This is a genomic window from Campylobacter lari, assembly GCF_004357905.1.
Lineage (GTDB): Bacteria > Campylobacterota > Campylobacteria > Campylobacterales > Campylobacteraceae > Campylobacter_D > Campylobacter_D lari_D.
Genome location: NZ_SMTT01000001.1, coordinates 119,167 through 141,321, shown reverse-complemented (window position 1 = coordinate 141,321; position 22,155 = coordinate 119,167). Strand labels below are relative to the sequence as shown.

Genomic DNA, 22,155 nt, shown 5'->3' with positions numbered 1-22,155 from the left:
TTACACTAATTAAGAGTTTTTGACTATAATTTTAGTTTTAAAAATTAACAATTTCATAAACATAAAAACATTATAATTACAATTATTAAATTTATAAGGTAACACAATGAAAAAACTTTTTATTTTTTCACTTATTATTGCAGGTTTATTTTTAGGAGCATGTAGCTCGAAAAAAGCTGAAGATTTATATAATCTAAGTTCTATGGAATGGTATCAACAAATTATAAAAGATTTACAAGAAAAAAATCTTGAAGCAGCTGATAAACACTATACTTCAATGGCAGGTGAACATATTGCTGATCCATTATTAGAACAAACTTTACTTATATTAGCTCAAGCTCATATTAGTGAAGAAGAATATGAAATGGCAAATTTTTATCTTGATGAATATTTAAACAAATTTGGTGATTCTAAAAATGTAGCTTATATAAGATATTTAAAAATCAAAGCTAAATTTGACTCTTTTGCTGTTCCAAATCGTAACCAAGCTTTAATGCTAAAAACAATAGAAGAAATCAAAGAATATAATCAAAACTATCCTAATGTACAATATAATGATTTAATCGATACTATGCTAACTAAATTTAATCTTGCAGTTTTTTACCTTGATACAAGTATAGCAGAGTTATATCAGAAAAAAAACAGAGAACAAAGCTATGAGATTTATAAGCAAAAAATCGAAAATTCCGATTTTAATAAAATCGATATGATTAAACCAGAACTTCCATGGTATAGAAAAATATTTGAAGAAGGTATAATGTAATGAAATTAGAAAATACTCAAAACTATCCAACAAAACTTCCCATTCTTGTAGAAGATGAGCTTTTTTTATACCCTTTTATGATAACACCTATTTTTTTAAATGATATGCAAAATATTAAAGCCTTAGATACCGCTTTACAAAATGAAAGTATGATTTTTGTGGCACCATCAAAAATTGAAGGTGGGCGTGGCTTTGATGATATATATGATTGTGGTGTCATTGGGAGTATTATGAGAAAAGTTCCACTGCCTGATGGTAGGATAAAAATTTTATTCCAAGGATATGCAAAAGCCAAGATTGTTGAGAGAATTTCGGATGATCCTTTATATGCTTTAGTTGATTTAATTCATCAAGAGCCAATTTGCAATACAAAAAAAGAAGCTATTATAGAAGTAGTTAGAGAAAAAGCAAAAGCTTTATCGACTGTGAGTCATTATTTTCCACCTGATCTTTTAAGAACTATAGAAGAAGATGTCGAGCCTAGCAGAATTTGTGATCTAATATTAAATTCTATTAAAATCAAAAAACAACAAGCTTATGAATTTTTTATCGAAACTAATTTAGAAACTAAGCTTTTAAATTTAATTGATTATTTAGCTAAAGAAATTGAAGCAAATAAAATCCAAAAAGAAATCAAAAATAAAGTTCATTCTAAAATTGACAAGGTTAATAAAGAATACTTTTTAAAAGAACAACTCAAACAAATTCAAAGAGAGCTTGGAAGCGATATACAAAAAGAAAGCGAAGTAGAGGAATATAATAAAAAATTAGAAAAGAAAAAAGCTTTTATGTATGAAGAGGCTTATAAAGAAATCAAAAAGCAAATTCAAAAATATGAAAGAATTCATCAAGATAATTCAGAAGCTTCTATGGTGCAAACTTACATAGAAACGGTTTTAGATATACCTTTTGAGCACTCCTCAAAGAAAAAACTAAATTTAAAAGATGTATCTTTACAACTCAATAGTGATCACTATGCCCTAGAAAAACCAAAAGAGCGTATTGAAGAATACTTTGCAGTTAAAGAACTTTTAGAAAAACGCAAGATTAAAGATAGAGATGGTGCAAAAGTCATCTTGTGCTTAGTTGGCCCTCCTGGTGTTGGCAAGACTTCTTTAGCAAATTCAGTCGCAAAGGCATTAAAAAGAGAGTTGGTGCGCATAGCTTTAGGTGGTTTAGAAGATGTTAATGAACTAAGAGGACATAGAAGAACCTATATAGGAGCTATGCCAGGACGCATTATACAAGGACTTATAGAAGCAAAACAAAGCAACCCAGTAGTTGTGCTTGATGAGATTGATAAACTAAGTCGCAATCATAGAGGAGATCCAAGTGCAGTTTTACTTGAAATCTTAGATCCTGAACAAAATACTAAATTTAGAGATTATTATCTAAATTTCAACATCGATTTAAGCAAAATCATTTTCATAGCTACTGCAAATGATGCAAGTTTAATTCCACCTGCTCTAAAAGATAGAATGGAATTTATAGAACTTAGCTCTTACACCCCTCAAGAGAAATTCCAAATAGCCAAAAACTATCTCATACCTGATGAAATAAAAAAACATGGATTAAAAAAAGAAGAAATAAGCTTTAGTGATGATGCTATAGAATTAATAGTAAATGAATATACTAGAGAATCAGGTGTAAGAAATTTAAGAAGAAAAATTGCTGAAATTTGTAGAAAATGTGTTAAAAAACTTCTTTTAGAAAAAGATATTAAAAATATTGAAATTAATGATAAAAATTTAAAAGATTTTTTAAGTAAAAAAGTCTTTGAAATAGAAAAGCACGAAAAAGAAAATAAAATCGGACAGGTAAATGGACTTGCTTGGACTGCGGTAGGTGGAGATGTATTGAAAATCGAAGCCATTAAAATCAAAGGCAAGGGTGATCTAACTTTAACAGGGAGCTTAGGTGATGTAATGAAAGAATCAGCAAAAATTGCTCAAAGTCTTGTTAAGAATTTAATCGATGATGAACAAATTAAAGTCTCAAAGAAACTTTTCTACAAAGAAGATGAAAACATATATAATCAATATAATCTTCACATTCATGTACCAGATGGAGCCACTCCAAAAGACGGACCAAGTGCAGGTATAACTATTACCACAGCCATTGCTTCTATTTTTAGCGACAAGAAAGTAAAATCAAATGTTGCAATGACTGGAGAAATTGATCTAATGGGCAATGTTTTACCAATAGGTGGTTTAAAAGAAAAACTTATTGCTGCTTATAAAGCTGATATTAAAACAGCCATTATCCCACATAAAAACTATGAAAGAGATTTGAAAGATATTCCTGAAGAAGTAGTAAAAAATATGAAAATTATTGGGGTGAAAAATTTACAAGAAGTTTTAAAAATAGCTCTTATCTAAATTAGAAGCTTTAAGCTTCTAATTTATTCATAACTACTCTACTTTCATTTTCAAGTTCTCTTATATCATTAATAATAGAGTCATAATCTTCTTTTGATATATTATCCTTTTTAGCTATTTTTATAGCTTTACTTGCCGCGCTTTGTATTTTCTCACTCTTAATCTCCATTTCATTTTGAGAAATTAAAGGACAGAAAATACTTTTTGCATCTTCATCTTTACATAAAGTTGAAATAGGATCTAGATTTTGAAGATTTTCTTGAGAACCATTTAGAGTTAAATAAACATCAGATTTATATAATATATGATCTATTTTCATTGCAGAAAGAGTTAAATCAGAAGCAAAATTAACAAATTCTTTTCCTAAATGAGAGCTTTTATCCTCTAATTCTTTAAATGCCTCACTAAAATCAGCAACTTTACTATCAGAAGAATTTGCAATATCAAACACTTTTTCGCTATTTTCTTGTATAGAAGCAATTTCTTGATTCATTACTTGAATTGCTAAAGTAATTTCACCTGTTGCTTTTTGTGTTTTTTCAGCAAGTTGTCTTACTTCATCTGCAACTACCGCAAAACCTCTACCATGCTCTCCCGCACGAGCTGCTTCAATAGCTGCATTTAATGCAAGTAGGTTAGTTTGATCTGCAATATCCCTAATTACCTCAACAATTGCATTGATACTCTGAGCATTAGATGCAAAAGTATTTACAGCATTTTTACTTTCATCAGCCACTTGCATCATTGATGAAATTGAATCCTGTAAATTACCTACTTCTAAACCATTTTTTTGTGCTGTATTTGAGATTATTCTAATATCACCAAAAACTTCTCTCATAAGTTTGATGATTTTATTTAATGCAGAAGACAAATCGTTTAAATTTTTATTTTGACTATTTAAACTCAAGTCCATAAGTTCTCTTGATAAAGCATTTTTAAAAACAGATTTTCCTGTTTTTTCTATATCATCTAAAGCTTTATTAATAAAGTTAATATTATGAACAAAAATACCTTTTAAACCTTCAGGGATAGCTCTTCTAAAATATTCACCTTTTTGAGAACAAGCAATTGAAGTATTTATCTCTCTTAAATAAGCTTCTAAACCATCTATTGTATTATTAAGATTATCAGCAATTTCTTTTAATTTTTTATTAGCACATTTAATATATACAATTCTTGAATCAAAATTACCATTTTTTAACTCTCTACTAAGATGTAAAATCTTATCGCTAAATTGTTCTTCTTTTTTTAAAATAAACAATCCATATATAAATAAACAAAACAAAACTAAAAAGAAACCTAAGGAAATAAACTCTGCATAAAACAAAGAATTAATACAGGCTACTATGCTTAAAACTATACCAAGAAACAAAATATTTTTCATAAGAAATCCTTTTTTATTTTTGAATTTTCATCATTAGTTCATTATAGGTCACCCCATAAGATTTTACTATTGCTTTTAACTCTTCTATTCCAGATTTAATACCACCATCTTTTTCTTTCAACAAAAGAACTTTATAAATTTCTTCTATTGTTTTGATAGCTTCCATATTTGGTTTTCTTCTAACTGAATAATAATTTAAAATGTTTCCATTTTCATCACATGAAGCAGTTATATTAGCAAAAACCCAATAATAATCATTATATTTTGTTTTATTTTTTACAAAAGCAAAAACTTCTTTTTTAAGCTGAATGTTATCCCATAAATATTTAAAAACCGTTCTTGGCATATCAGGATGACGCATGATACTGTGAGGTTTGTATAAAATTTCCTCAATTTTATAATCAGAATATCTCAAAAAATCCTCATTTGCATAAATAATCTCACCTTTTAAATTAGTTTTTGATGTTATTAAAACATCCGAGGTTAGAATTTTTTCTGAAGACATGACACAATCTCCTTAGTTTAAAATTAAAATGGGAGTAATTATATCTCAATATAAAATAATAATTTATAAACAAAATTTATCAAATTCATCTTTGAAGCTCTAAAATTAATTGATTATAACTCATACCATAAGAATTAACTATCTTAACAAGTTCATCCACTCCGGCTTTTATACCATCTTTTTCTTCTATTTCTAAAAGAATTTTATAAACTTGCTCTATGGTTGATATTGCCTCTCTTTTAGGTTTTCTTCTAACTGAATAATAATTTATAATATTTCCTTGTTCATCAAAAGAAGCTGTAACATTAGTAAAAACCCAATAATAATCATTTTGTTTGGTTTTATTTTTAACAAAAGCAAAAATTTCTTTTCCATCTTGTATATAATCCCATAAACATTTAAAAACAGTTTTTGGCATATCAGGATGACGCACAATATTATGAGGTTTATATAAAATTTCCTCCATTTTATAACCCGCATATTTTAAAAAATCATCATTAGCATAAATAATATCCCCTTTTAAATCTGTCTTAGAGGTTATTAATGTATCTGGTTCTAAAATTTTTTCTTGCGACATTTTTTTCCTTATAATTTATTTACAAAATATTATATTTCATTTATCATAAAATTTCATTGAAATTAAAACCTTTGTCATAAAGTATCTTTCTGACTAATTCTTGATGTTCTTTTCCTTTTGTTTCCAAAGTAATTGAAATCATCGCATCACCATATTCTAGCTTAGTGGAAAATCTATCATAATCAATTTTAACTATATTAGCTTGAGCTTCTTTTATAGCATCACTCAAAGTACTCAAAGCTCCTGGTTTATCAACCAAAGTAACATTGATAAGCATTTTTCTAAAAGCTTTAAACAAACCTTTTTCTATGATAATATTTAACATTTGTACATCAATATTTCCACCGCTTAAAATCACGCCTACTTTTTTATGATTTTTTAAATCTATTTTTTTATGTAAAAGTGCAGCAACTGCTGATACTCCAGCACCTTCAACTGTGATTTTATGTTTTTCAAGTAAATATAACACCGCATTAGCTATTTCTTCATCATCAACTTGAATAAAATCATCAACACATTCAAGAATAATATCAAAATTAATTTTATTTACATCACGCACCGCAATACCATCAGCTATGGTTCTCACAGCCTTTGAATTGATTATTTTTTTACTTTTAAAACTCTCATACATAGCAGGAGCTCCTTTAGCACTCACTCCAATAACTTTTATATTAGGATTAATCTGCTTAGCAGCACTCGCCACTCCACTAATCAAACCTCCCCCACCAACTGGAGCTAAAATCATATCTAAATCACTTATTTCATCAAGCATTTCAAGCATTAAAGTACCCTGCCCTGCTATAATACTTTCATTTTCAAAAGGATGAATAAAATTTAAATGATGTTCTTTAGCATAATTTAACGCATAAGCATAAGCCTCATCAAAATCATCTCCTTTTAAAATCACTTTTGCACCTAAATTTTTAGTCGCACTTACTTTTAGCAAAGGTGTAGCTTCAGGCATAACAATCACAGCTTCTATCCCAAATTTTTTAGCACTAATTGCAACTCCTTGTGCATGATTTCCAGCGCTTGCAGCTATTACACCTGCTTGCTTTTGTTCTTTACTTAAATTAGCAATAGCATTATAAGCACCTCTGATTTTATAAGCACCTGTTTTTTGTAAATTTTCACATTTTAGAAAAACATCAGTATCTAAAAACTCACTTAAAAAAGAAGAGTGCACCAAAGGGGTTTTTAATACAAAATCTGCAATTTTTTGCTTTGCTTGATAAATTTTATTTAACTCAATCATGATTTACCTTTTTTATCTAATTCTACTTTAATACAACGATCTTGAACACAATTTATATCAAATTTTTTACATTTTTGCATTATTTCATCGTTAATAATACCAAGTTGCATCCAAAAATTTTTAACATTTTTAGCTAAAAGATCTTCAAAAATTTCATTTGCGTAACTTGCTTTTCTAAACATTACAACCGTGTCGATTTCAAAAGGAATTTCCCTTAAATTTCTATAAACTTTCTCGTTTAAAATAAAATCTTCTTTAGGATAGATAGGATAAATTGTATAAGATAAATCTTGTAAATATTTGCTTACAAAATACGAAGGTTTTTCTTGATTAGGACTAAGTCCTATAATGGCGATATTTTTCATAGAACTTAGTATTTTATGAGTATCACACAATGCTTTTTCCTTATTTTTAAAAAGCATTGTATCTAAAATAAAATTAACAAAAAGTTTTTTTAACTATTAATAAATAATATAAAACAAGAGCAAACAAAACAAGTACAGCGCAAAGTGCATAGACATTAGCAAAACCTATACTTGGTTCAACAATACCCAACAAATAAGGACTAACTCCTATGCCAAAATCCAAAGATAGAAAAAAAGTAGAATTAGCTAACCCCATTTTTTCTTTAGGAGCTAGTTTGATAGCCAAAGCTTGTGCACTTGAAGTAGCATTTGCATAACCTAGTGCACAAAATATACCGGCGATAATAATCATATAAAAATTTTTTGCAAACGCAAGTAAAAGTAAACACAATATAAAACTAAATAATGAAAAAATTATTATAATATTAGCTCCATGTTTATCAAATACCTTTCCAGCAAGAGGTCTAAAAACTATAGAAAATCCAGCATATATTACAAAAAACATAGATCCAGCAAAGCTTAAATTTAAACTTTGAGTATAAGCACTCATATAAGCTATAATAGCTCCAAAAGGACATGCGATCAAAAAAGTAATCAAAGCCAAATTTAAAACTGATTTTTCAAAGTAATTATAAATACTAAATTTTCTTTTTACATGATAATGTTTTTTAAATCTTCTTACTTTTAAAAAAATTGATAAAACTAATGCAAAGATAATACTCACACTTGCAATTAAAAAGCTTAGTTGAAATAAGTTGATAGAGTCAAGTTTTATGGCCAAAAAAGGCCCTAAAGCTGAAGTTAAAACAACACTCGTAGCATAATACCCTATACCAATTCCTCTTTTATTACTAGGTATTATTCTAGCAATAGCTGCCCCACAAGCACAAGAACAAATTCCATAGCAAACTCCAGCTAAAAAGCGTATCAATACCAAAAAATACACATTATAAAATTTCAAATACATTAAATTAATAAAAAGATAAAATAAAAGTGAAAATATAATCACTTTTTTTATATTAATACCATCAATAATAGAACCAAAATAAAGTCTAGAAAGCAAAGCACCTATAACAAAAGCACCCATTATAAGTCCTGCGGTGCTAGTTTGAAGATTTAAAACACCCAAAACATAATCTGTACTAGAAATAGTACTCATATAAAAAACAAGACAAATAACAAAATTTATCCCAAAAATACAGAAAAAATTTACATTAAATAAATTATATTTCTTACTAAGACCCATGAAAAAACCTTTCTTAAATTTTTTCATTGATATAATCAAGTAATTTTAAAAGCACTTCTTGATCTTGTTCATCTAATATATCTAAGATTTCTTTTTCATATTTTCTTATACAAACATTTGCATCAAAAAAAATTTCTTTACCCTTGGCACTTAAAGTAATGATCTTTTCTCTTTTATCATCAGCTTTTAAAAACTCTATATATTCAAGTTTTGCTAGTTTGGAAACAACTCTAGAAAGTATAGCTTTATCCATTTGATAAAATTCACATATTGGAGCTAAAGTGCTATTTTGATGATGGCTTAAATAAACAAAAACTCTCCAATCACTTGATTTCAATCCAAATGGCTTTAAAATTTCATTGACTTTATAGAGTATTTTTCTATTTGTATAAGTAATTTTTTGAAAAAATATGAGAAATCCTTTGTAAAAATTAATTGATTAAATCAACTATTTTAATAGTAACAAAGATTACATAAATTCTAACTTATATAAGTTTTTTCCTTAAATACATTCTGCATTTAAGATAAAAAATATCAAAAAATTAAAGCTTGTAACTTTGTTATAATATTTTAAATTTACAAATATTTGTAGTATTGACAAACTCAAATTAGCTTAGATTAAACTATGACTTTAGAGACTTTATTTATACTAATAAAACTTGCATTATTATTTTATAATGCTTAACATAATTTAACATAAGTCAATAAATTTTACCACTAAGTATTATAAAATATTAAAAATTATCACAATAAAGGTTGTAATCATGATCGATATTTATCCTTATATACTAATAATACATTTATTTTGTGCTATATTTTTTATAGGATTTTTATTTACCGATGTATTCTTATTAAGAAAATTAAATTTGGATATAAAAAATACAATTAAAATAATGCCACCTATTGTATTGATTTTATTTCTTAGCGGTTTATATTTAGCTCATTTTCACTTAAATTCATTAAATTGGATATTTATTTGCAAAATATTCTTTGCTTTTTGTATTTTTATATTAATACTATTTTCTCTTTTTTATAAAATAATCTTAAAAAAACAAAATCCTTTTCATGCATATATTCATCCTATTGTATTTATTTTTACTATAATTATTGTAATATGTGCAAAATTAATGTTTTATATTGTTATTTGATTTTCAAATAAACACCACATTCAAGATGATTTGTGTTTGCAAATTGATCAAAAAATGCAAATTTGGATATTTTATGAGTTTTGCATAATTTCTCAAGGTTTTCTTTTAAAGTGATAGGATTGCACGATATATAAATGATATTTTCATAATTTTTAATAAGTTCAATCACACTTAAATCAAGTCCTGCTCTTGGAGGATCAACTAAGACATGAGATATTTTAAAACCATCTAAATCTATGTCTTTTAAGCGATTAAATTCCCTTTCTTTTTTCAATGCTTGACTTAACTCTTCACTAGAAAGCCTTGTAAAAGTTATATTTTCAATAGAATTTAAAACGCAATTTTTTAAAGCAAACTCAATATTTTTCTTAGAAATTTCAGTTGCTAAAACTTTTTTAAAATTTCTTGCTAAAGCTATAGTAAAATTTCCATAACCACAATAAAGCTCTAATAAATCTTGCTTAAAATCACTCTCTACACAAGATACAACCCATTCGATCATCTTTTCATTAATAAAAGTATTGGGTTGGATAAAACAATCATTATTAAACTCATATAAAAATTCATTTGTATTGATGTTTAAAATTTGTCTTAAATTTTCTCCATTAAATACAAGTTTTTTACCCCTACTTCTTGCTATGAGCTTAAGGTTTAATTTTTCTGCTAATTCTTGTAAATCTTGTGCAATTAGCTCTATATTTTTATGGAAAAGTAAAGTTATACTTAAATCTAATTTTGTAGCTAAAAACTCTACTCCAAAAAGCTTTTGTTTTAAATTTTCATTTAGATTATTTAATAAAATAGGCATATATTTTTGAATTTTTTCATCTGCTATATCAAAATTTTCAATAGGAATTTTTTTCTTATTTTCAAACATTGCATAAGAAATTTTCCCATTTTCATGATGATATATAGAAAATTCCGCCCTAGTTCTATAAGCTTTTAAAGGTGATTTAAAGCACTGAATTTCTCCATCATATAAAGAAGAAAACAATGCTTTGTTTAAAGCAATTTTTTCTTCAAAATACATTTACGCATCTACCTTTTTGCCAACCACAAAAAGTAAAGCTATCATAGCTAAGATTCCAAAAACAAGTCCTAGCCATACATTAAGTCCTAATGCTACCGGTAAATAACCACAAAGTATACTAATAGCACAAACACTCAAAGCATAAGGCATTTGTGTACTAACATGAGCTAAAAGATCACACTTACTTCCCATAGATGAAAGTATAGTTGTATCAGAAATTGGTGAGCAATGATCTCCAAAAATAGCTCCTGTTAAAACCCCTGAAATATTAATAATCATATATTGGTGCAACTCTGCTCCGCTTAATTCATTATGAACCCCAACAGCCATAGCTAAAGGAATAGCCAAAGGCATTAAAATACCCATAGTTCCATAACTAGTTCCCGTTGAAAAAGAAATAATAGAAGCAAAAATAAAAATTGCTGTAGGAAGCAAATAAAGAGGTGTTTTATCTGAAAATAAGTCAATTAAATATTTAGAAGTTCCCAAATCTTTAATCACAGAAGCTAATGACCATGCACAAAGTAAAATAATCACAGTCATAATCATAGTTCTCCAGCCATGAGTCCAAACCGCAATAGCTTCTTTTAAAGTAAATATTTTTCTATACATTCCCAAAATAATAGCTACTATGGTAGCTAAAAGCGCTGCTTGAAACAATACAACTGAAGCATCAGCTGCGCCAAAAGTCTCTCTAAAAGCAAATAAACTAAGCGGTGCTGCATCAATTTGTGCTTTAACACTCACATCATCTAAGGCATTATAACCACTAAAATAAAAACCTATAAATGAAAACACGATCAAGACAGCTAAAGGTATAATAGCATTAGAAGCTTGCAATTTTACATGCTCTTTTGGCTCTAAGACCTTATCTTCTATATTATCAATTTGTTCATGACCATGAGAAAATTTACCTGCTCTAGCTCTAAGTTCAGCTTTTAACATAGGTCCAAATTCCCTACCTGTATAAATAGTCAAAACAACAAAAATCAACATAAAAAGATTATAAAATCTATAAGGTAAGGTTTGTACAAAGATTTCAAAAGCGTTAATTTCTTCTTTTACTACACCTAAATGTGCAAAAGTTGCATTATCAATTAGATCATATCCGCTGCGAATTAAAGAAATTTCAAGTCCTATCCAAGTAGAAATGATAGCAAGACCGGTAATTGGTGCTGCAGTTGCATCCATTATAAAAGCAAGCTTTTCACGGCTTACTCTAAATTTATCTGTTACCGGACGCATGATAGGACCTACGATTAATGAATTGGCATAATCATCAAAGAAAATAAAAATTCCCATGCACCAAGTAGCAAATTGTGAGCTTTTTGCTTGTTTAGCTTTAGTAGAAAGCCAAAGAGCTACTGCTTTTGTCCCCCCTGTTTTGGTAATAAGAGCTACAACACCACCTATAGTTAAAACTTGCAATAAAATTCCTGCATTACCCGGACTTGCCATGGCATTTACCACTTTGGAAATAAAGCCTGTAAAAGAAGCAATGATAGCATGGTAAATACTATTTTCAATAAGTCCTAACATAAAAGTACCACTTAATGCACCAATAAATAACGAAAGTACTACATCTTTAGTAACAAAAGCTAAAATAATAGCTATCACCGGTGGTAAAAGCGTCCAAGCTCCAAAAAGTTCTGCATTTGCTTGTGCATCAGCAAATAACAACAAAGGAGCTAATAATAAATAAAAAATTTTCATAATTATCCTTAAGTTTTTATATTTTTTCGCTAAAAGTTCCTGCCCATGTTTGAGTCACAGGCATAAGCTCTATTTCGTTAATATTAATATGCTCAGGTAAGCTAACGATAAAAGTAATAATTTTTGCTATATCTTCAGCTTTGATATATTTAGTATTTTCATAAACCTCATCAGCTTTTTTAATATCACCTTTAAATCTCACTTCACTAAATTCAGTTTTACAAAGCCCTGGAGCGATATTTGTTACTTTTATATTACTTCCACGCAAATCCGTTCTTAAAGCTTTGGAAAATTGTGCCACAAAAGCCTTAGTTCCACAATAAACATTACCTCCATAATAAGGCACATTAGCTGCAATTGAGCCAAGATTAATTATGTGGGCATTTTTTGCTTTTCTAAGTAAAGGTAAAGCAGCTCTTGCTACATATAAAAAGCCTTTGATATTAGTATCTACCATGGCTTCAATATCTTCAATATCCAAAGAATCAAATTCATTTAAACCTAAAGCAAGACCTGCGTTGTTAATAAGCAAAGAAATATTGCCAAAATCTTGAGGTAAATTTTCAATTGATGCAAAAACTGCTTGTTTATCTCTGACATCAAGTTCTATGGGATAAATTTTATCCCCATAAAGCTCTTGTAGTTTTTCTAATCTATCTTTGCGTCTTGCTATAGCTATAACTTTATAATCAAGTTCTATTAAAGCTTTTAAACTCTCTAGTCCAAAACCTGAACTTACTCCAGTTATTAAAGCAGTTTTCATGGTTGTGTCTCTTCATATAGCATCAAATTCTCATTTTCCTTTAAACCAAGTTTTTTTAGATATTTAATATTTTGTTCTTTTTTTGCAATTATGGCAAAATCAAGAGCGTTAAATCCCAAATCATCAATTTCTTTATAATTTGCTTTGTAATCTATAAGTAACTTAAGCATTTTTACATCTGCATAGTTTGCTCCATGCATAAAAATATTTTTAGAAGTATGCTCAAGTGCACATAAAGTAATGAAATATGGCGTATTACTTCCCATACTAGCAATAGAAAGTTTTTCATTATCGTTAATGTATTTTTGATTTACATTAGCTCCATTTTCTAATAAAACTTTTGCAACCTTATAATTGTTGTATTCAACTGCATAAAACAAAGGTGTTTTTCCAAAAGAATTTCTATAATCAATAATAGCCCCATTTTCCAATAAAAGCTTGACATTATCTGCACTATCTAATGCAAAAAACAAAGCAGACTCATAACCTTCATTTATTTTTACACCTAATTTTATAAACTCACTTATAATTTGACTTTCTCTATTGTTTAACAAAGCAGATTTAAAACCATTATTTAATTCTAAATTGCTAATTTTTTTAGAATAAATATATTCTTTTATTTGTTCTAAAGAGTTGTTTTTATTAGCCACAAATTTTTCAAAGTCCGAAATATCTTTAAAGATTTTAGTCTCGCCAACTGCCCAATTTAAAAATTCATTCAAAGCATTACTAGCAAAGTAAATAGCACTTGCTTTATCTAGATTAAATTCGTTTTGAAAATATTTTGTTAAAGGATTAATCGCATTATTATACTCTTTCCAAAATTCCTTAAAGAGCTTAAAATTTCCTATACTTTGATAAGCCCAAAATCTAAAATAAGCTTTTAATTTTGCAAATTTTTCTTCAAGTATTATAGGATCTTGTAAAGTTTTTTGATAAACTTGCGGATCAAGCGCAATTTCTAATAATTTAAAATCAAATTTTCTCAAATCGCTAAAATATTCCCCTCCCATACAGGCACTATTACTTCCTCTAATTTCATTAGCAAGCTCATATAATCTTTTTGTAATTTGATTATTTTTTAAAGAAAAATCGCAATTTAAATCTACTTGAGCAAAATCTTGAGAAACTTGTGGTTTAAACTCTTTAAAAAAATCCATCTTATTTTCTTTGACATACCCGCAAGTGTAATCTAAAGCTAATGCATTTAAACTTATAATCAAACTAAATAATAAAATCCTCAAATATTTTCCTTTGATATAAATTAAATCACTATTTTAACTAAATTTTTGCTTTAATAACAATTAATTAATTTAAAATTCATACAATGATTATTTTAAAATGAGGAAAAAATGTATCAAAGTTTTTACAAAGCTAGTTTTGCTTATATTCTTTTGCAGAGTAATGAAAATAAACTTATCAATGTTGATTTTATAACATATAAGCCCAATTTTAGCAAAGATAAACACACTATTTTAGAACAAGCCTTAGAAGAGCTAGACCTTTATTTTAATAAAAAACTTTTTTTCTTTAATACACCCCTAGCTCTTCAGGGGAGCGAATTTGAGCAAAAAGTATATAAAGCTTTAATTAAAATTCCCTATGGACAAACTAAAACCTATCAAGAAATTGCTTCTTTTGTCAATCATCCAAAAGCTTTTAGAGCGGTAGGTAATGCAAATTCTAAAAACAAACTTGCAATTTTTATACCTTGTCATAGAGTGGTAGCTAAAAATCACTTAGGCGGATACAATGGTGGTTTATTTATCAAAGAAGCTTTACTTAAATTAGAAGGTGTGCTTTAAAATGCCAAGTTTATTACTAGCAAGTTTTATTTGGGCTTTTTCTTTTCCATTAATTGGGCATTTTATAACCTTAGAAATGGATAGTTTTTTTGCTGCATTTGCAAAAGTTTTTTTGTCTTTATTAGTATTTTTACCTTTTTTAAATTTTAAGCTGAATTTGCATTTAAAACTAAAACTCATAAGCATTGGAGCTTTACAACTTGGTGTGATGAATTTATTTTATTATCATTCTTTTTTATATTTAAGTGTAAGCGAAGTGGCACTTTTTACGATTTTTACACCTTTTTATGTTGTACTTTTTTATGGGCTTTTTTCAAAAAATCTTAGATATTTATATTTTATAAGTATTTTTATATGTATTGTAGGTGCTTTTGTAGTTAAATTTGATAATATTAACTCTAATTTTTTATATGGTTTTTTACTTATTCAAGGAGCTAATTTAGTATTTGGCGCTGGACAAAGTTTTTATAAAATTTTATTAGAAAAAAATACAAACTTAAACCAAAAAGAAGCTTTCGCTTATTTTTATTTAGGCGCAACCAGTATAACCTTACCTGCTTTTTTATTTTTTGGAGATTATAATAATTTACCATCCAATTTAAGTTCTTGGATAGCTTTGATTTATCTTGGGACTATTGCTTCAGGATTTGGATATTTTTTATGGAACAAAGGCTCCACTGAAGTAGATAACGGGGTTTTAGCTTTGATGAATAATGCTATTATACCTATAAGTATTTTTATCAATATGAGTATTTTTGGAGTAGATGTAGAGCTACTACCTTTTTGCATAGGGACCTTGATCATTCTTTTTTCATTTTTTATACATAAAAAAATCATGCATTATTATAATAAGAAATCTTACTCAAATACAAACCACTAGCAGGAGCTAAAAATCTACAATGAGCTTTTTTGGCATTGATTTGATCTAAAAGCTCATTTTTGCTCATTTTTCCTTCTAATACTTTTAAAATACTTGCCATCATCATTCTAATTTGAGATCTTAAAAAACCATTTGCTTCAAAATAAAACACAGTGTAATTTTTATAAGCATAAACTCTAGTTTTATACATTTTTCTTATACTTGTTTTATTATCAGAGCCTTCTTTTTGAAAGAGTTTAAAATTATGCTCTCCTTCAAATAAAAAAGCAATTTCCTTGGCTAATTTAATATTTATTTTTGGATAAAAATACACATATGAGGCTAAAAAGGGATTATATTTTCCATGACTTATAATATAGCGATATGCTCTTTTTTGCACATCAAAACGCACTTGGAAATTTTCTTGCATTCTTTGGATATGCTTTATATGTATAAATGGGTGTGCAAAATGATTAATTTTATTTTTTAAATATACAAAATCTTTAAAATGTTCTCCCGCTTTTACGCAAGCGACTGCATTAAATGCATGCACACCTTTATCAGTTCTTGAAGCAAATAAAGGCTTTTCATAAATACCCAAATGCGACAAGGCCTGCGCTAAGGTATCTTGAACACTAAGCTTATGTGGCTGGGTGGCTGAACCTTGAAATTTAGAACCATCATAAGAAAAAGTTAATTTTAAAAGCATTAATACTTACTTGCAATTTTTGCTTTAAAATAAAACAAAGAAGTAATTAAAAAGCTTGAAAAAATCACAGCAATAGCTACAAAAGGAGGATTATAAAAACTAATCAAAAGCGTAAAATAAGCAAAAATAATCACAAAAATTCCAAAATAAGCAAAACCTTTTTCATAACGATAAGTTACTATACCAAAAGAGAGTGCAAAAAGCACGCTAGCTAAAGGAAATAAAGCTATAAGAATATAAATAACAAATTCTTTTGCTTTTTCTTTATTGCTTGTTACATCAGACCAATACCCATAAAAACTTTGAGTATTTAATTCTTTAGAAGAAAGTTTGCTTTTAATTAATAAATTTTTAAAACTAGAAATATGCCAATCTTCTTCTTTAATCTCATAAGCTTTTCCTTCGTCTAGTTTAAAAGTAATAACACCATCATTTGTTTCTAACTTTCCTTCTTTGGCTAAAATCACTTGTTCTTTATCTTGTGGGTTTTTCTTTGGATGATACATTATGATATTTTTATAAGTTTCATCAGAATTTTTGGCATCGATAAAAACAAGCCATTCTCCATATCTTTGTCCAAATTCCCCTGTTTTTATACTTACTTTAGCACTAATTTTTTTATAATCTACAAAATTATCAAAAAGTTCAAAAGATATAGGTATAAAAACCAAAACCACCACAAGCATAAAAGTACTTACTAAAGCTGCAATTTTTGCAAAAAAACTTGCTATCATGCTTGGAGCTATACTCAAAGCAAATAACACTGTGCTTTCATTTTCCCTAGAAAGTCTATAAAAGGCCAAAGTCAAAGCTATGAAAAAAGATATGGGTAGAGTAAAAATCAATATCTTTGGTAAAAGAAAAATACATAATTTGATTAACTCAAAAAAAGTAATTTCAATATAAGCAGTAATTTTAGCAAGTTGTATAAAAAAAATAATCGAAACAATAATAAATAAAGTAAAAAATAAAGATAACATTGTACTTAAAAACTGATTAAGCAAATACTTATAAACTAGTTTCATAATATACTTTCTACACTTAGATTAATCAAAATTCCACAAAATAAAAAAGGAATCATAGGCATTTGATAATCTTTCTTGGCTATTTTTATAAACATCAAAAGACTTAAAAAACTTGCAATAAATAAAATCAAAAAGCCTTTTTCATAGCCAAAAATTCCAAAAATCAAAGCTATTATTATAACATCACCTTCCCCTAAACTTTCTAAAATTTCATCTCTTTTTTTAAAATTTTTAATAAAATTAATCACACTTTTTAGTATAAAAATTAACCCCGCTCCAAAACACACTCTAAATAAAAAGCTATCTTGAAAATCCTCTAAATTTAAACCATTTTGCAAAAAATCAAAACAAAAAGCTAAAATAAATAAAATCCAAAGCCAAAGCTCACTCACTGCTTTTAGATAATAATCCATCCAAGAAAGTGCTAATAATACAGCTAGCATACAAGCAAAAATTAAAATTTGAAAAACATCTTCAATTAAATAAAAAGCAAAGACAAACAAACACGCACAAATAAATTCATTAAAAGGATAAATCAAAGAAATTCTTTCCTTACAAAAAGCACATTTGCCTTTTAAAAATACAAAAGATAACAAAGGAAAAAGATGATAAAATTTCAAAGTTTTAAAACACTTAGGACATTTTGATCTTGGACTTATTATGCTTTCTTTATTAATCGTTCTTAAAATCAAAACATTGACAAAAGAACCCACGCAAAGTCCTAATAATAAAAAGAAAAATATCATTTACCAAAGGTTCTTTTGCGTTTTTTAAACTCAGTAATGATATTTGTGATTTCTTTTTTAGTAAGTGCAGGAAATAAGGTTTGACTAAAATAAATTTCTGCATAACTTGATTGCCATAATAAAAAATTTGAAATTCTTTTAGCGCTCCCTACCCTTAAAAACAAATCCACATCTTCACTTAAGTCAAGATTTGCTTGTATATTTACTTCATTAATTTCAAGATTTTTTTCAATCACCTTTTTAACCGCTCTAACTATTTCATCCTTGCCTCCGTAAGAAATAGCTAAATTTACGCATAATTTTGTGTAATTTTTAGTTTGTTCTTGAAAATTTTGTATTTTTTTTAAGGTTAATTCATCTAAAAGACTTAAATTTCCTATGGCTTTAAAACGCACTTCATTAGCTATAAATTTATTTAAAGATTCATCAAGATATTTATTTAACAGCTTAAAAAGAAACTCCACTTCTTCTTTTGGTCTTTGCCAATTTTCTGTACTAAAAGCATAAAGGGTTAGATTTTGAATTTTTTCATCTATACATACTTCTATAATTTTTTCAACAACTTTAGCACCTTGACTATAGCCAATTTTTTCCAAAAGTCCATTTTTTCTAGCCCATCTTCTATTGCCATCCATTACTACAGCAAGATGCTTTAACTCATTCATTCTATCCCTTTATATCCATCAATCTTTTAAAAACAAACATAGGATTGAGCGTATTAACTACTTCAAATTTAAAATACTCGTTTAAAAAATGTGCTACTTTGGCAAAAGGTGTTTGTATGCGTATGATTTTACCATTATCAATTATAATTTTTAAAGCACCAAAAATTTCAAAATACAAATATACCTCTAAAATATTTCCATTTTTCTTAGCTTCAAACAAAGCTCTATTTCCCTCATAAACAAAAGGTATATGGTAAATTCCTTCAAAAAACGCAAAAAACATTTCCTTATAAATTTCAAACTCATATGCGCTTTTGCTTTCCATAAGTCTTTGGATAATGAATTTTTTATACCAAGCTTTTTCATCACCTTCTTGTAAAAGCTTTTCTATAAGTTCAGCACCTTCTTCAAAAAGTCTAATTTTAGGCTTTTTCAAAAGATTTTTAAAAGAAATCACGCCTTTGTCTTCATAAACTTCAGCTAAATACTCCTCCCCTACTTCAAGCTCTATCAAACTTTTTGTTTCAAGCTTTTTAGTGTTTAAAAGCAATACATAGCGATTATATGCGCGTTTTTCTAAAATTTGCATTCTTACAGGTAAGGTTGAGTTGATGATATTCACCAAAGTTTCCTTAATTCTTGTGCTAAAATAAAACCAAGTTTTTCTTTGCTTTGTTTAGAACTTTGAGAGATGCTATCTTTAGTGATAAAACAAATGCTATTTTCATCACTTCCAAAGTTCATTTGCTCATTTAAGACATTTAAACACACCATATCTAAATTTTTACCAACTAAAGATTTTTTAGCATTTTCTAAAGCATTTTGCTCATCAAATTCCATTTTAAAGCCTATTTTTTTGCCTTTAAAATCTAAATTTTTTAAGATATCCTCATTAAGCTTTAATTTTAAATCAAGTCCGTTTAAATGCTCATTTTTCTTAATCTTACCCTTATAAGCCTCAAGAGTAAAATCACTCACAGCAGCAGCCATAATTAAAGCATCAAAATCTTTGTATTTTTGCAATTTTTCTTTTAGTTCTAAAGAAGATTCAAATTTTTCTAATTTATAAGGTGTTTTAAACTCTACTGAGCTAACTAACACTACTTTAGCACCTAAAAAATACAAGGCATCAGCAATTGCCTTTGCCATTTTTCCACTTGAAAAATTACTAATACATCTTACATCATCAATTTTTTCTTTAGTCCCGCCACCGCTTACAATAAAACTTTTATCTTTAAAAAAATCTTCTTGCATTAGACTTCTTTTTAAAGCATTTATAATACTATCAAGCTCAGCCAAAGCTCCCAAGCCTTCATCTTTACAAGCTAGAGTTTTAACTATAGGATCAATGATAATATAACCTTGCTCTTTTAAATTTTTTAAAGAATTTTGAGTGCTAAAATGTAAATACATGTTTGTATTTGCAGCGGGTGCGATTAGAAATGGTTTATTTTTATCTACTGCTATTAAAGTTTGAATGAATAAATTATCTGCTATACCATAGTTTAATTTATTGATAGAATTTATACTAGCAGGCGCAAAAAGCACACAATCGCAAGTCTTACTAAAAGCTATATGATTATTAGTATTTTGCCAACTTTCATTATCTTCACATAAAACTTCATCCGCTAAAGCTTCAAAGCTAAGCTTAGTGCCAAATTTTAAAGCTCCCTGACTTAGCAAAACTTTAACCCTAAAACCTTCTTTTTTTAATAAAGAAATAAGCTCATAAGCTTTATAAAAAGCTATGCTTCCACTTACTGCTAGTAAGATAGTTTTCATTTTTTGCCTAATTTTTTATAATAGTAATTTTCCACAATCTGAGCATTAGTTCTACTAATATACATAGAACCTTTTTCTACATTTTTATACACTGTGCTTCCTGCTGCGATGATTACCTCATCTTTTATCTCAACCGGAGCGATAAATTGCGTATCTGAACCTACAAAAACATTTTTACCTATTTTAGTTTTATGTTTTTTTACCCCATCATAATTACAAGTGATGGTGCCACAACCTATATTAGTTCCCTCATCTATTTCACAATCTCCTAAATAACTCAAATGCCCTGCTTTAACTCCATTTAATAAAGCATTTTTACATTCTACAAAATTTCCTATATGCGTATTTTTAAGCTGACATTTTGGACGCAAATGCGCTAAAGGCCCTACATCGCTATTTTCTACTATACTATCTTCAATCACACTTGAACTTTTAATGATAGAATTAATGATTTTTGATTTTCCTTCTATACGCACATTTTCATATACTTCACACTCACCTATAAACTCAACTTCATCTGAAATAAAAGTCGTCGCAGGCATGTGAAAAATCACCCCTTGCTTCATCCATTCTTTTTTAATCGCTTCTTGCATAAGATCTTGAGCTAAACAAAGCTCTACTTTATCATTTACCCCCATAAAATCTTGCTCATTTATAAACACCGCATCGATTTCATAGCCCTTTTCTTTTGCTAAATAAACCGCATCGGTTAAATAATACTCTTTGGCTTTATTATCATTTTTTATCAAAGGCAATACTTCTTTTAAAATTTGTGCTTTTATAGCATAAACACCACTATTGCAAATGTTTATAGTAAGTTCTTCTTTATTTGCATCTTTTGTTTCTACTATTTTTTGAATTTTATTTTCTTTTAAAACTATTCTTCCATAGCTTTTTGGATCTTTTGCTTCAAAAACTGCCACATTAAAATCACTCTCATTTAAAGCTATTTTTTCTAAATCATCTGCTTTAACTAAAGGCATATCGCCACATAAAATCAATACTTTTTCATGCTTACTCTCATAACCCCTTAAAGCCCCTGCAGTACCTGGAAAATTTTGCAAGTCTTGTTCTAAAAAGCGTGTATTTGGAAAATACTCTAAAATAACTTGTTCAACCTTTTCTTTTTGATGAGAAAGCACCACACATACATCATCACTAATTTTATATGCTTGTTTTAAAATATGTAAAATCATTGCTTTTGAGCAAATTTTTTGAAGCACTTTTGGATTTTGTGATTTCATACGCGTGCCAAGTCCAGCAGCCAAAATAAGCACAGAAATTTTCATAATTTACCTTTGTTTTAAAAATTATTGCTTATTTTAACAAGCTAAAGTAAAAATTCTTACTAGTTGTTATTTGTTTTTTACAGATTTTCATTTACTTTAAACTTAAATTTATGGGGGGGGGTATAATGCTTTTTTCAATTTAAATTTA

The 22,155-nt window shown here is 27.8% G+C and carries 22 protein-coding genes; 4 read left to right on the top strand and 18 right to left on the bottom strand.

Annotation, left to right across the window (positions count from 1 at the left end):
• Positions 1–106: 106 nt before the first annotated feature.
• Both bamD and lon read left to right on the top strand, forming a co-directional pair.
• Positions 107–763, top strand: a complete 657-nt coding sequence (bamD, locus tag E2O22_RS00730; RefSeq protein ID WP_133318782.1) for an outer membrane protein assembly factor BamD — start codon at positions 107–109, stop codon at positions 761–763.
• A complete protein-coding gene (lon, locus tag E2O22_RS00725) occupies positions 763–3,141 on the top strand; it encodes an endopeptidase La (RefSeq protein WP_133318781.1) in 2,379 nt (792 codons plus the stop codon). Before bamD ends, lon begins: the two co-directional genes overlap by 1 nt.
• Positions 3,142–3,151: 10 nt before the next feature.
• On the opposite strand, the gene E2O22_RS08170 is transcribed toward lon, so the two are convergent.
• From E2O22_RS08170 to E2O22_RS00665, 11 genes are all read right to left on the bottom strand, one after another.
• On the bottom strand, positions 3,152–3,886 hold the full coding sequence (locus E2O22_RS08170) for a methyl-accepting chemotaxis protein (RefSeq protein ID WP_412174898.1): 735 nt from the start codon (positions 3,884–3,886) through the stop codon (positions 3,152–3,154).
• Positions 3,887–4,538: 652 nt separating this feature from the next.
• A complete protein-coding gene (locus E2O22_RS00715) occupies positions 4,539–5,030 on the bottom strand; it encodes a PAS domain-containing protein (protein ID WP_133318779.1) in 492 nt (163 codons plus the stop codon).
• 85 nt (positions 5,031–5,115) lie between these two features.
• Positions 5,116–5,607: an energy taxis response protein CetC gene (gene cetC / locus E2O22_RS00710; protein WP_133318778.1), complete on the bottom strand. Its 492-nt coding sequence runs from the start codon at positions 5,605–5,607 to the stop codon at positions 5,116–5,118.
• A 43-nt stretch (positions 5,608–5,650) separates the two neighbouring features.
• Positions 5,651–6,862, bottom strand: coding sequence for a threonine ammonia-lyase (gene ilvA, locus E2O22_RS00705; protein WP_133318777.1), 1,212 nt, complete (start codon positions 6,860–6,862; stop codon positions 5,651–5,653).
• Entirely contained in the window at positions 6,859–7,227 is a 369-nt protein-coding gene (locus tag E2O22_RS00700) for a CoA-binding protein (protein ID WP_243705625.1), read from the bottom strand. The genes ilvA and E2O22_RS00700 overlap by 4 nt, the downstream gene beginning before the upstream one ends.
• Positions 7,228–7,300: 73 nt before the next feature.
• Positions 7,301–8,473, bottom strand: a complete 1,173-nt coding sequence (locus E2O22_RS00695; RefSeq protein ID WP_165955254.1) for an MFS transporter — start codon at positions 8,471–8,473, stop codon at positions 7,301–7,303.
• Between the two features lie 13 nt (positions 8,474–8,486).
• Entirely contained in the window at positions 8,487–8,810 is a 324-nt protein-coding gene (locus E2O22_RS00690; RefSeq protein ID WP_133318774.1) for a MarR family winged helix-turn-helix transcriptional regulator, read from the bottom strand.
• 803 nt (positions 8,811–9,613) lie between these two features.
• The gene (gene trmA / locus E2O22_RS00680; protein ID WP_133318772.1) at positions 9,614–10,651 is read right to left on the bottom strand and encodes a tRNA (uridine(54)-C5)-methyltransferase TrmA; all 1,038 of its coding nucleotides are present in this window, start codon (positions 10,649–10,651) and stop codon (positions 9,614–9,616) included.
• Entirely contained in the window at positions 10,652–12,364 is a 1,713-nt protein-coding gene (locus E2O22_RS00675) for a Na+/H+ antiporter NhaC family protein (protein ID WP_133318771.1), read from the bottom strand.
• Between the two features lie 16 nt (positions 12,365–12,380).
• Positions 12,381–13,127 carry an SDR family NAD(P)-dependent oxidoreductase gene (locus tag E2O22_RS00670; protein ID WP_133318770.1) on the bottom strand — a complete coding sequence of 249 codons (747 nt, stop codon included), beginning with the start codon at positions 13,125–13,127 and terminating at the stop codon, positions 12,381–12,383.
• On the bottom strand, positions 13,124–14,371 hold the full coding sequence (locus E2O22_RS00665; protein ID WP_133318769.1) for an ankyrin repeat domain-containing protein: 1,248 nt from the start codon (positions 14,369–14,371) through the stop codon (positions 13,124–13,126). The genes E2O22_RS00670 and E2O22_RS00665 overlap by 4 nt, the downstream gene beginning before the upstream one ends.
• Positions 14,372–14,479: 108 nt before the next feature.
• Between E2O22_RS00665 and E2O22_RS00660 the strand changes: the two genes are divergently transcribed.
• Positions 14,480–14,932, top strand: a complete 453-nt coding sequence (locus E2O22_RS00660) for a methylated-DNA--[protein]-cysteine S-methyltransferase (protein ID WP_133318768.1) — start codon at positions 14,480–14,482, stop codon at positions 14,930–14,932.
• A gap of 1 nt (position 14,933) precedes the next feature.
• Positions 14,934–15,812 (top strand): EamA family transporter, encoded by an 879-nt coding sequence (locus E2O22_RS00655; protein WP_133318767.1) that lies wholly within the window; start codon positions 14,934–14,936, stop codon positions 15,810–15,812.
• Here the strand turns inward: E2O22_RS00655 and truA are convergent.
• From truA to glmU, 7 genes are read right to left on the bottom strand one after another with little or no spacing between them, the layout of a single operon-like run.
• Positions 15,766–16,500, bottom strand: a complete 735-nt coding sequence (gene truA / locus E2O22_RS00650; protein WP_133318766.1) for a tRNA pseudouridine(38-40) synthase TruA — start codon at positions 16,498–16,500, stop codon at positions 15,766–15,768. The two genes, E2O22_RS00655 and truA, sit on opposite strands and share 47 nt — an antisense overlap.
• Positions 16,500–17,525, bottom strand: a complete 1,026-nt coding sequence (locus tag E2O22_RS00645) for an LptF/LptG family permease (RefSeq protein ID WP_133318765.1) — start codon at positions 17,523–17,525, stop codon at positions 16,500–16,502. The genes truA and E2O22_RS00645 overlap by 1 nt, the downstream gene beginning before the upstream one ends.
• Positions 17,522–18,271, bottom strand: a complete 750-nt coding sequence (locus E2O22_RS00640; RefSeq protein WP_133318764.1) for a prepilin peptidase — start codon at positions 18,269–18,271, stop codon at positions 17,522–17,524. Before E2O22_RS00640 ends, E2O22_RS00645 begins: the two co-directional genes overlap by 4 nt.
• Positions 18,268–18,936 carry a polyprenyl diphosphate synthase gene (uppS, locus tag E2O22_RS00635; RefSeq protein WP_133318763.1) on the bottom strand — a complete coding sequence of 223 codons (669 nt, stop codon included), beginning with the start codon at positions 18,934–18,936 and terminating at the stop codon, positions 18,268–18,270. Before uppS ends, E2O22_RS00640 begins: the two co-directional genes overlap by 4 nt.
• Position 18,937: 1 nt before the next feature.
• The gene (locus E2O22_RS00630) at positions 18,938–19,558 is read right to left on the bottom strand and encodes a hypothetical protein (RefSeq protein WP_165955253.1); all 621 of its coding nucleotides are present in this window, start codon (positions 19,556–19,558) and stop codon (positions 18,938–18,940) included.
• Entirely contained in the window at positions 19,555–20,718 is a 1,164-nt protein-coding gene (gene coaBC, locus E2O22_RS00625; protein ID WP_133318761.1) for a bifunctional phosphopantothenoylcysteine decarboxylase/phosphopantothenate--cysteine ligase CoaBC, read from the bottom strand. The genes E2O22_RS00630 and coaBC overlap by 4 nt, the downstream gene beginning before the upstream one ends.
• On the bottom strand, positions 20,715–22,007 hold the full coding sequence (gene glmU, locus E2O22_RS00620) for a bifunctional UDP-N-acetylglucosamine diphosphorylase/glucosamine-1-phosphate N-acetyltransferase GlmU (protein WP_133318760.1): 1,293 nt from the start codon (positions 22,005–22,007) through the stop codon (positions 20,715–20,717). Before glmU ends, coaBC begins: the two co-directional genes overlap by 4 nt.
• Positions 22,008–22,155: the final 148 nt, after the last annotated feature.

What these genes read in the sequence shown, in the direction of transcription:
- bamD (WP_133318782.1), top strand. Translation starts at nt 107, where the DNA reads ATGAAAAAACTTTTTATTTTTTCACTTATTATTGCAGGTTTATTTTTA.
- lon (WP_133318781.1), top strand. Translation starts at nt 763, where the DNA reads ATGAAATTAGAAAATACTCAAAACTATCCAACAAAACTTCCCATTCTT.
- E2O22_RS08170 (WP_412174898.1), bottom strand. Translation starts at nt 3,886, where the DNA reads ATGATGCAAGTGGCTGATGAAAGTAAAAATGCTGTAAATACTTTTGCA.
- E2O22_RS00715 (WP_133318779.1), bottom strand. Translation starts at nt 5,030, where the DNA reads ATGTCTTCAGAAAAAATTCTAACCTCGGATGTTTTAATAACATCAAAA.
- cetC (WP_133318778.1), bottom strand. Translation starts at nt 5,607, where the DNA reads ATGTCGCAAGAAAAAATTTTAGAACCAGATACATTAATAACCTCTAAG.
- ilvA (WP_133318777.1), bottom strand. Translation starts at nt 6,862, where the DNA reads ATGATTGAGTTAAATAAAATTTATCAAGCAAAGCAAAAAATTGCAGAT.
- E2O22_RS00700 (WP_243705625.1), bottom strand. Translation starts at nt 7,227, where the DNA reads ATGAAAAATATCGCCATTATAGGACTTAGTCCTAATCAAGAAAAACCT.
- E2O22_RS00695 (WP_165955254.1), bottom strand. Translation starts at nt 8,473, where the DNA reads ATGGGTCTTAGTAAGAAATATAATTTATTTAATGTAAATTTTTTCTGT.
- trmA (WP_133318772.1), bottom strand. Translation starts at nt 10,651, where the DNA reads ATGTATTTTGAAGAAAAAATTGCTTTAAACAAAGCATTGTTTTCTTCT.
- E2O22_RS00675 (WP_133318771.1), bottom strand. Translation starts at nt 12,364, where the DNA reads ATGAAAATTTTTTATTTATTATTAGCTCCTTTGTTGTTATTTGCTGAT.
- E2O22_RS00670 (WP_133318770.1), bottom strand. Translation starts at nt 13,127, where the DNA reads ATGAAAACTGCTTTAATAACTGGAGTAAGTTCAGGTTTTGGACTAGAG.
- E2O22_RS00660 (WP_133318768.1), top strand. Translation starts at nt 14,480, where the DNA reads ATGTATCAAAGTTTTTACAAAGCTAGTTTTGCTTATATTCTTTTGCAG.
- E2O22_RS00655 (WP_133318767.1), top strand. Translation starts at nt 14,934, where the DNA reads ATGCCAAGTTTATTACTAGCAAGTTTTATTTGGGCTTTTTCTTTTCCA.
- truA (WP_133318766.1), bottom strand. Translation starts at nt 16,500, where the DNA reads ATGCTTTTAAAATTAACTTTTTCTTATGATGGTTCTAAATTTCAAGGT.
- E2O22_RS00645 (WP_133318765.1), bottom strand. Translation starts at nt 17,525, where the DNA reads ATGAAACTAGTTTATAAGTATTTGCTTAATCAGTTTTTAAGTACAATG.
- E2O22_RS00640 (WP_133318764.1), bottom strand. Translation starts at nt 18,271, where the DNA reads ATGATATTTTTCTTTTTATTATTAGGACTTTGCGTGGGTTCTTTTGTC.
- uppS (WP_133318763.1), bottom strand. Translation starts at nt 18,936, where the DNA reads ATGAATGAGTTAAAGCATCTTGCTGTAGTAATGGATGGCAATAGAAGA.
- coaBC (WP_133318761.1), bottom strand. Translation starts at nt 20,718, where the DNA reads ATGAAAACTATCTTACTAGCAGTAAGTGGAAGCATAGCTTTTTATAAA.
- glmU (WP_133318760.1), bottom strand. Translation starts at nt 22,007, where the DNA reads ATGAAAATTTCTGTGCTTATTTTGGCTGCTGGACTTGGCACGCGTATG.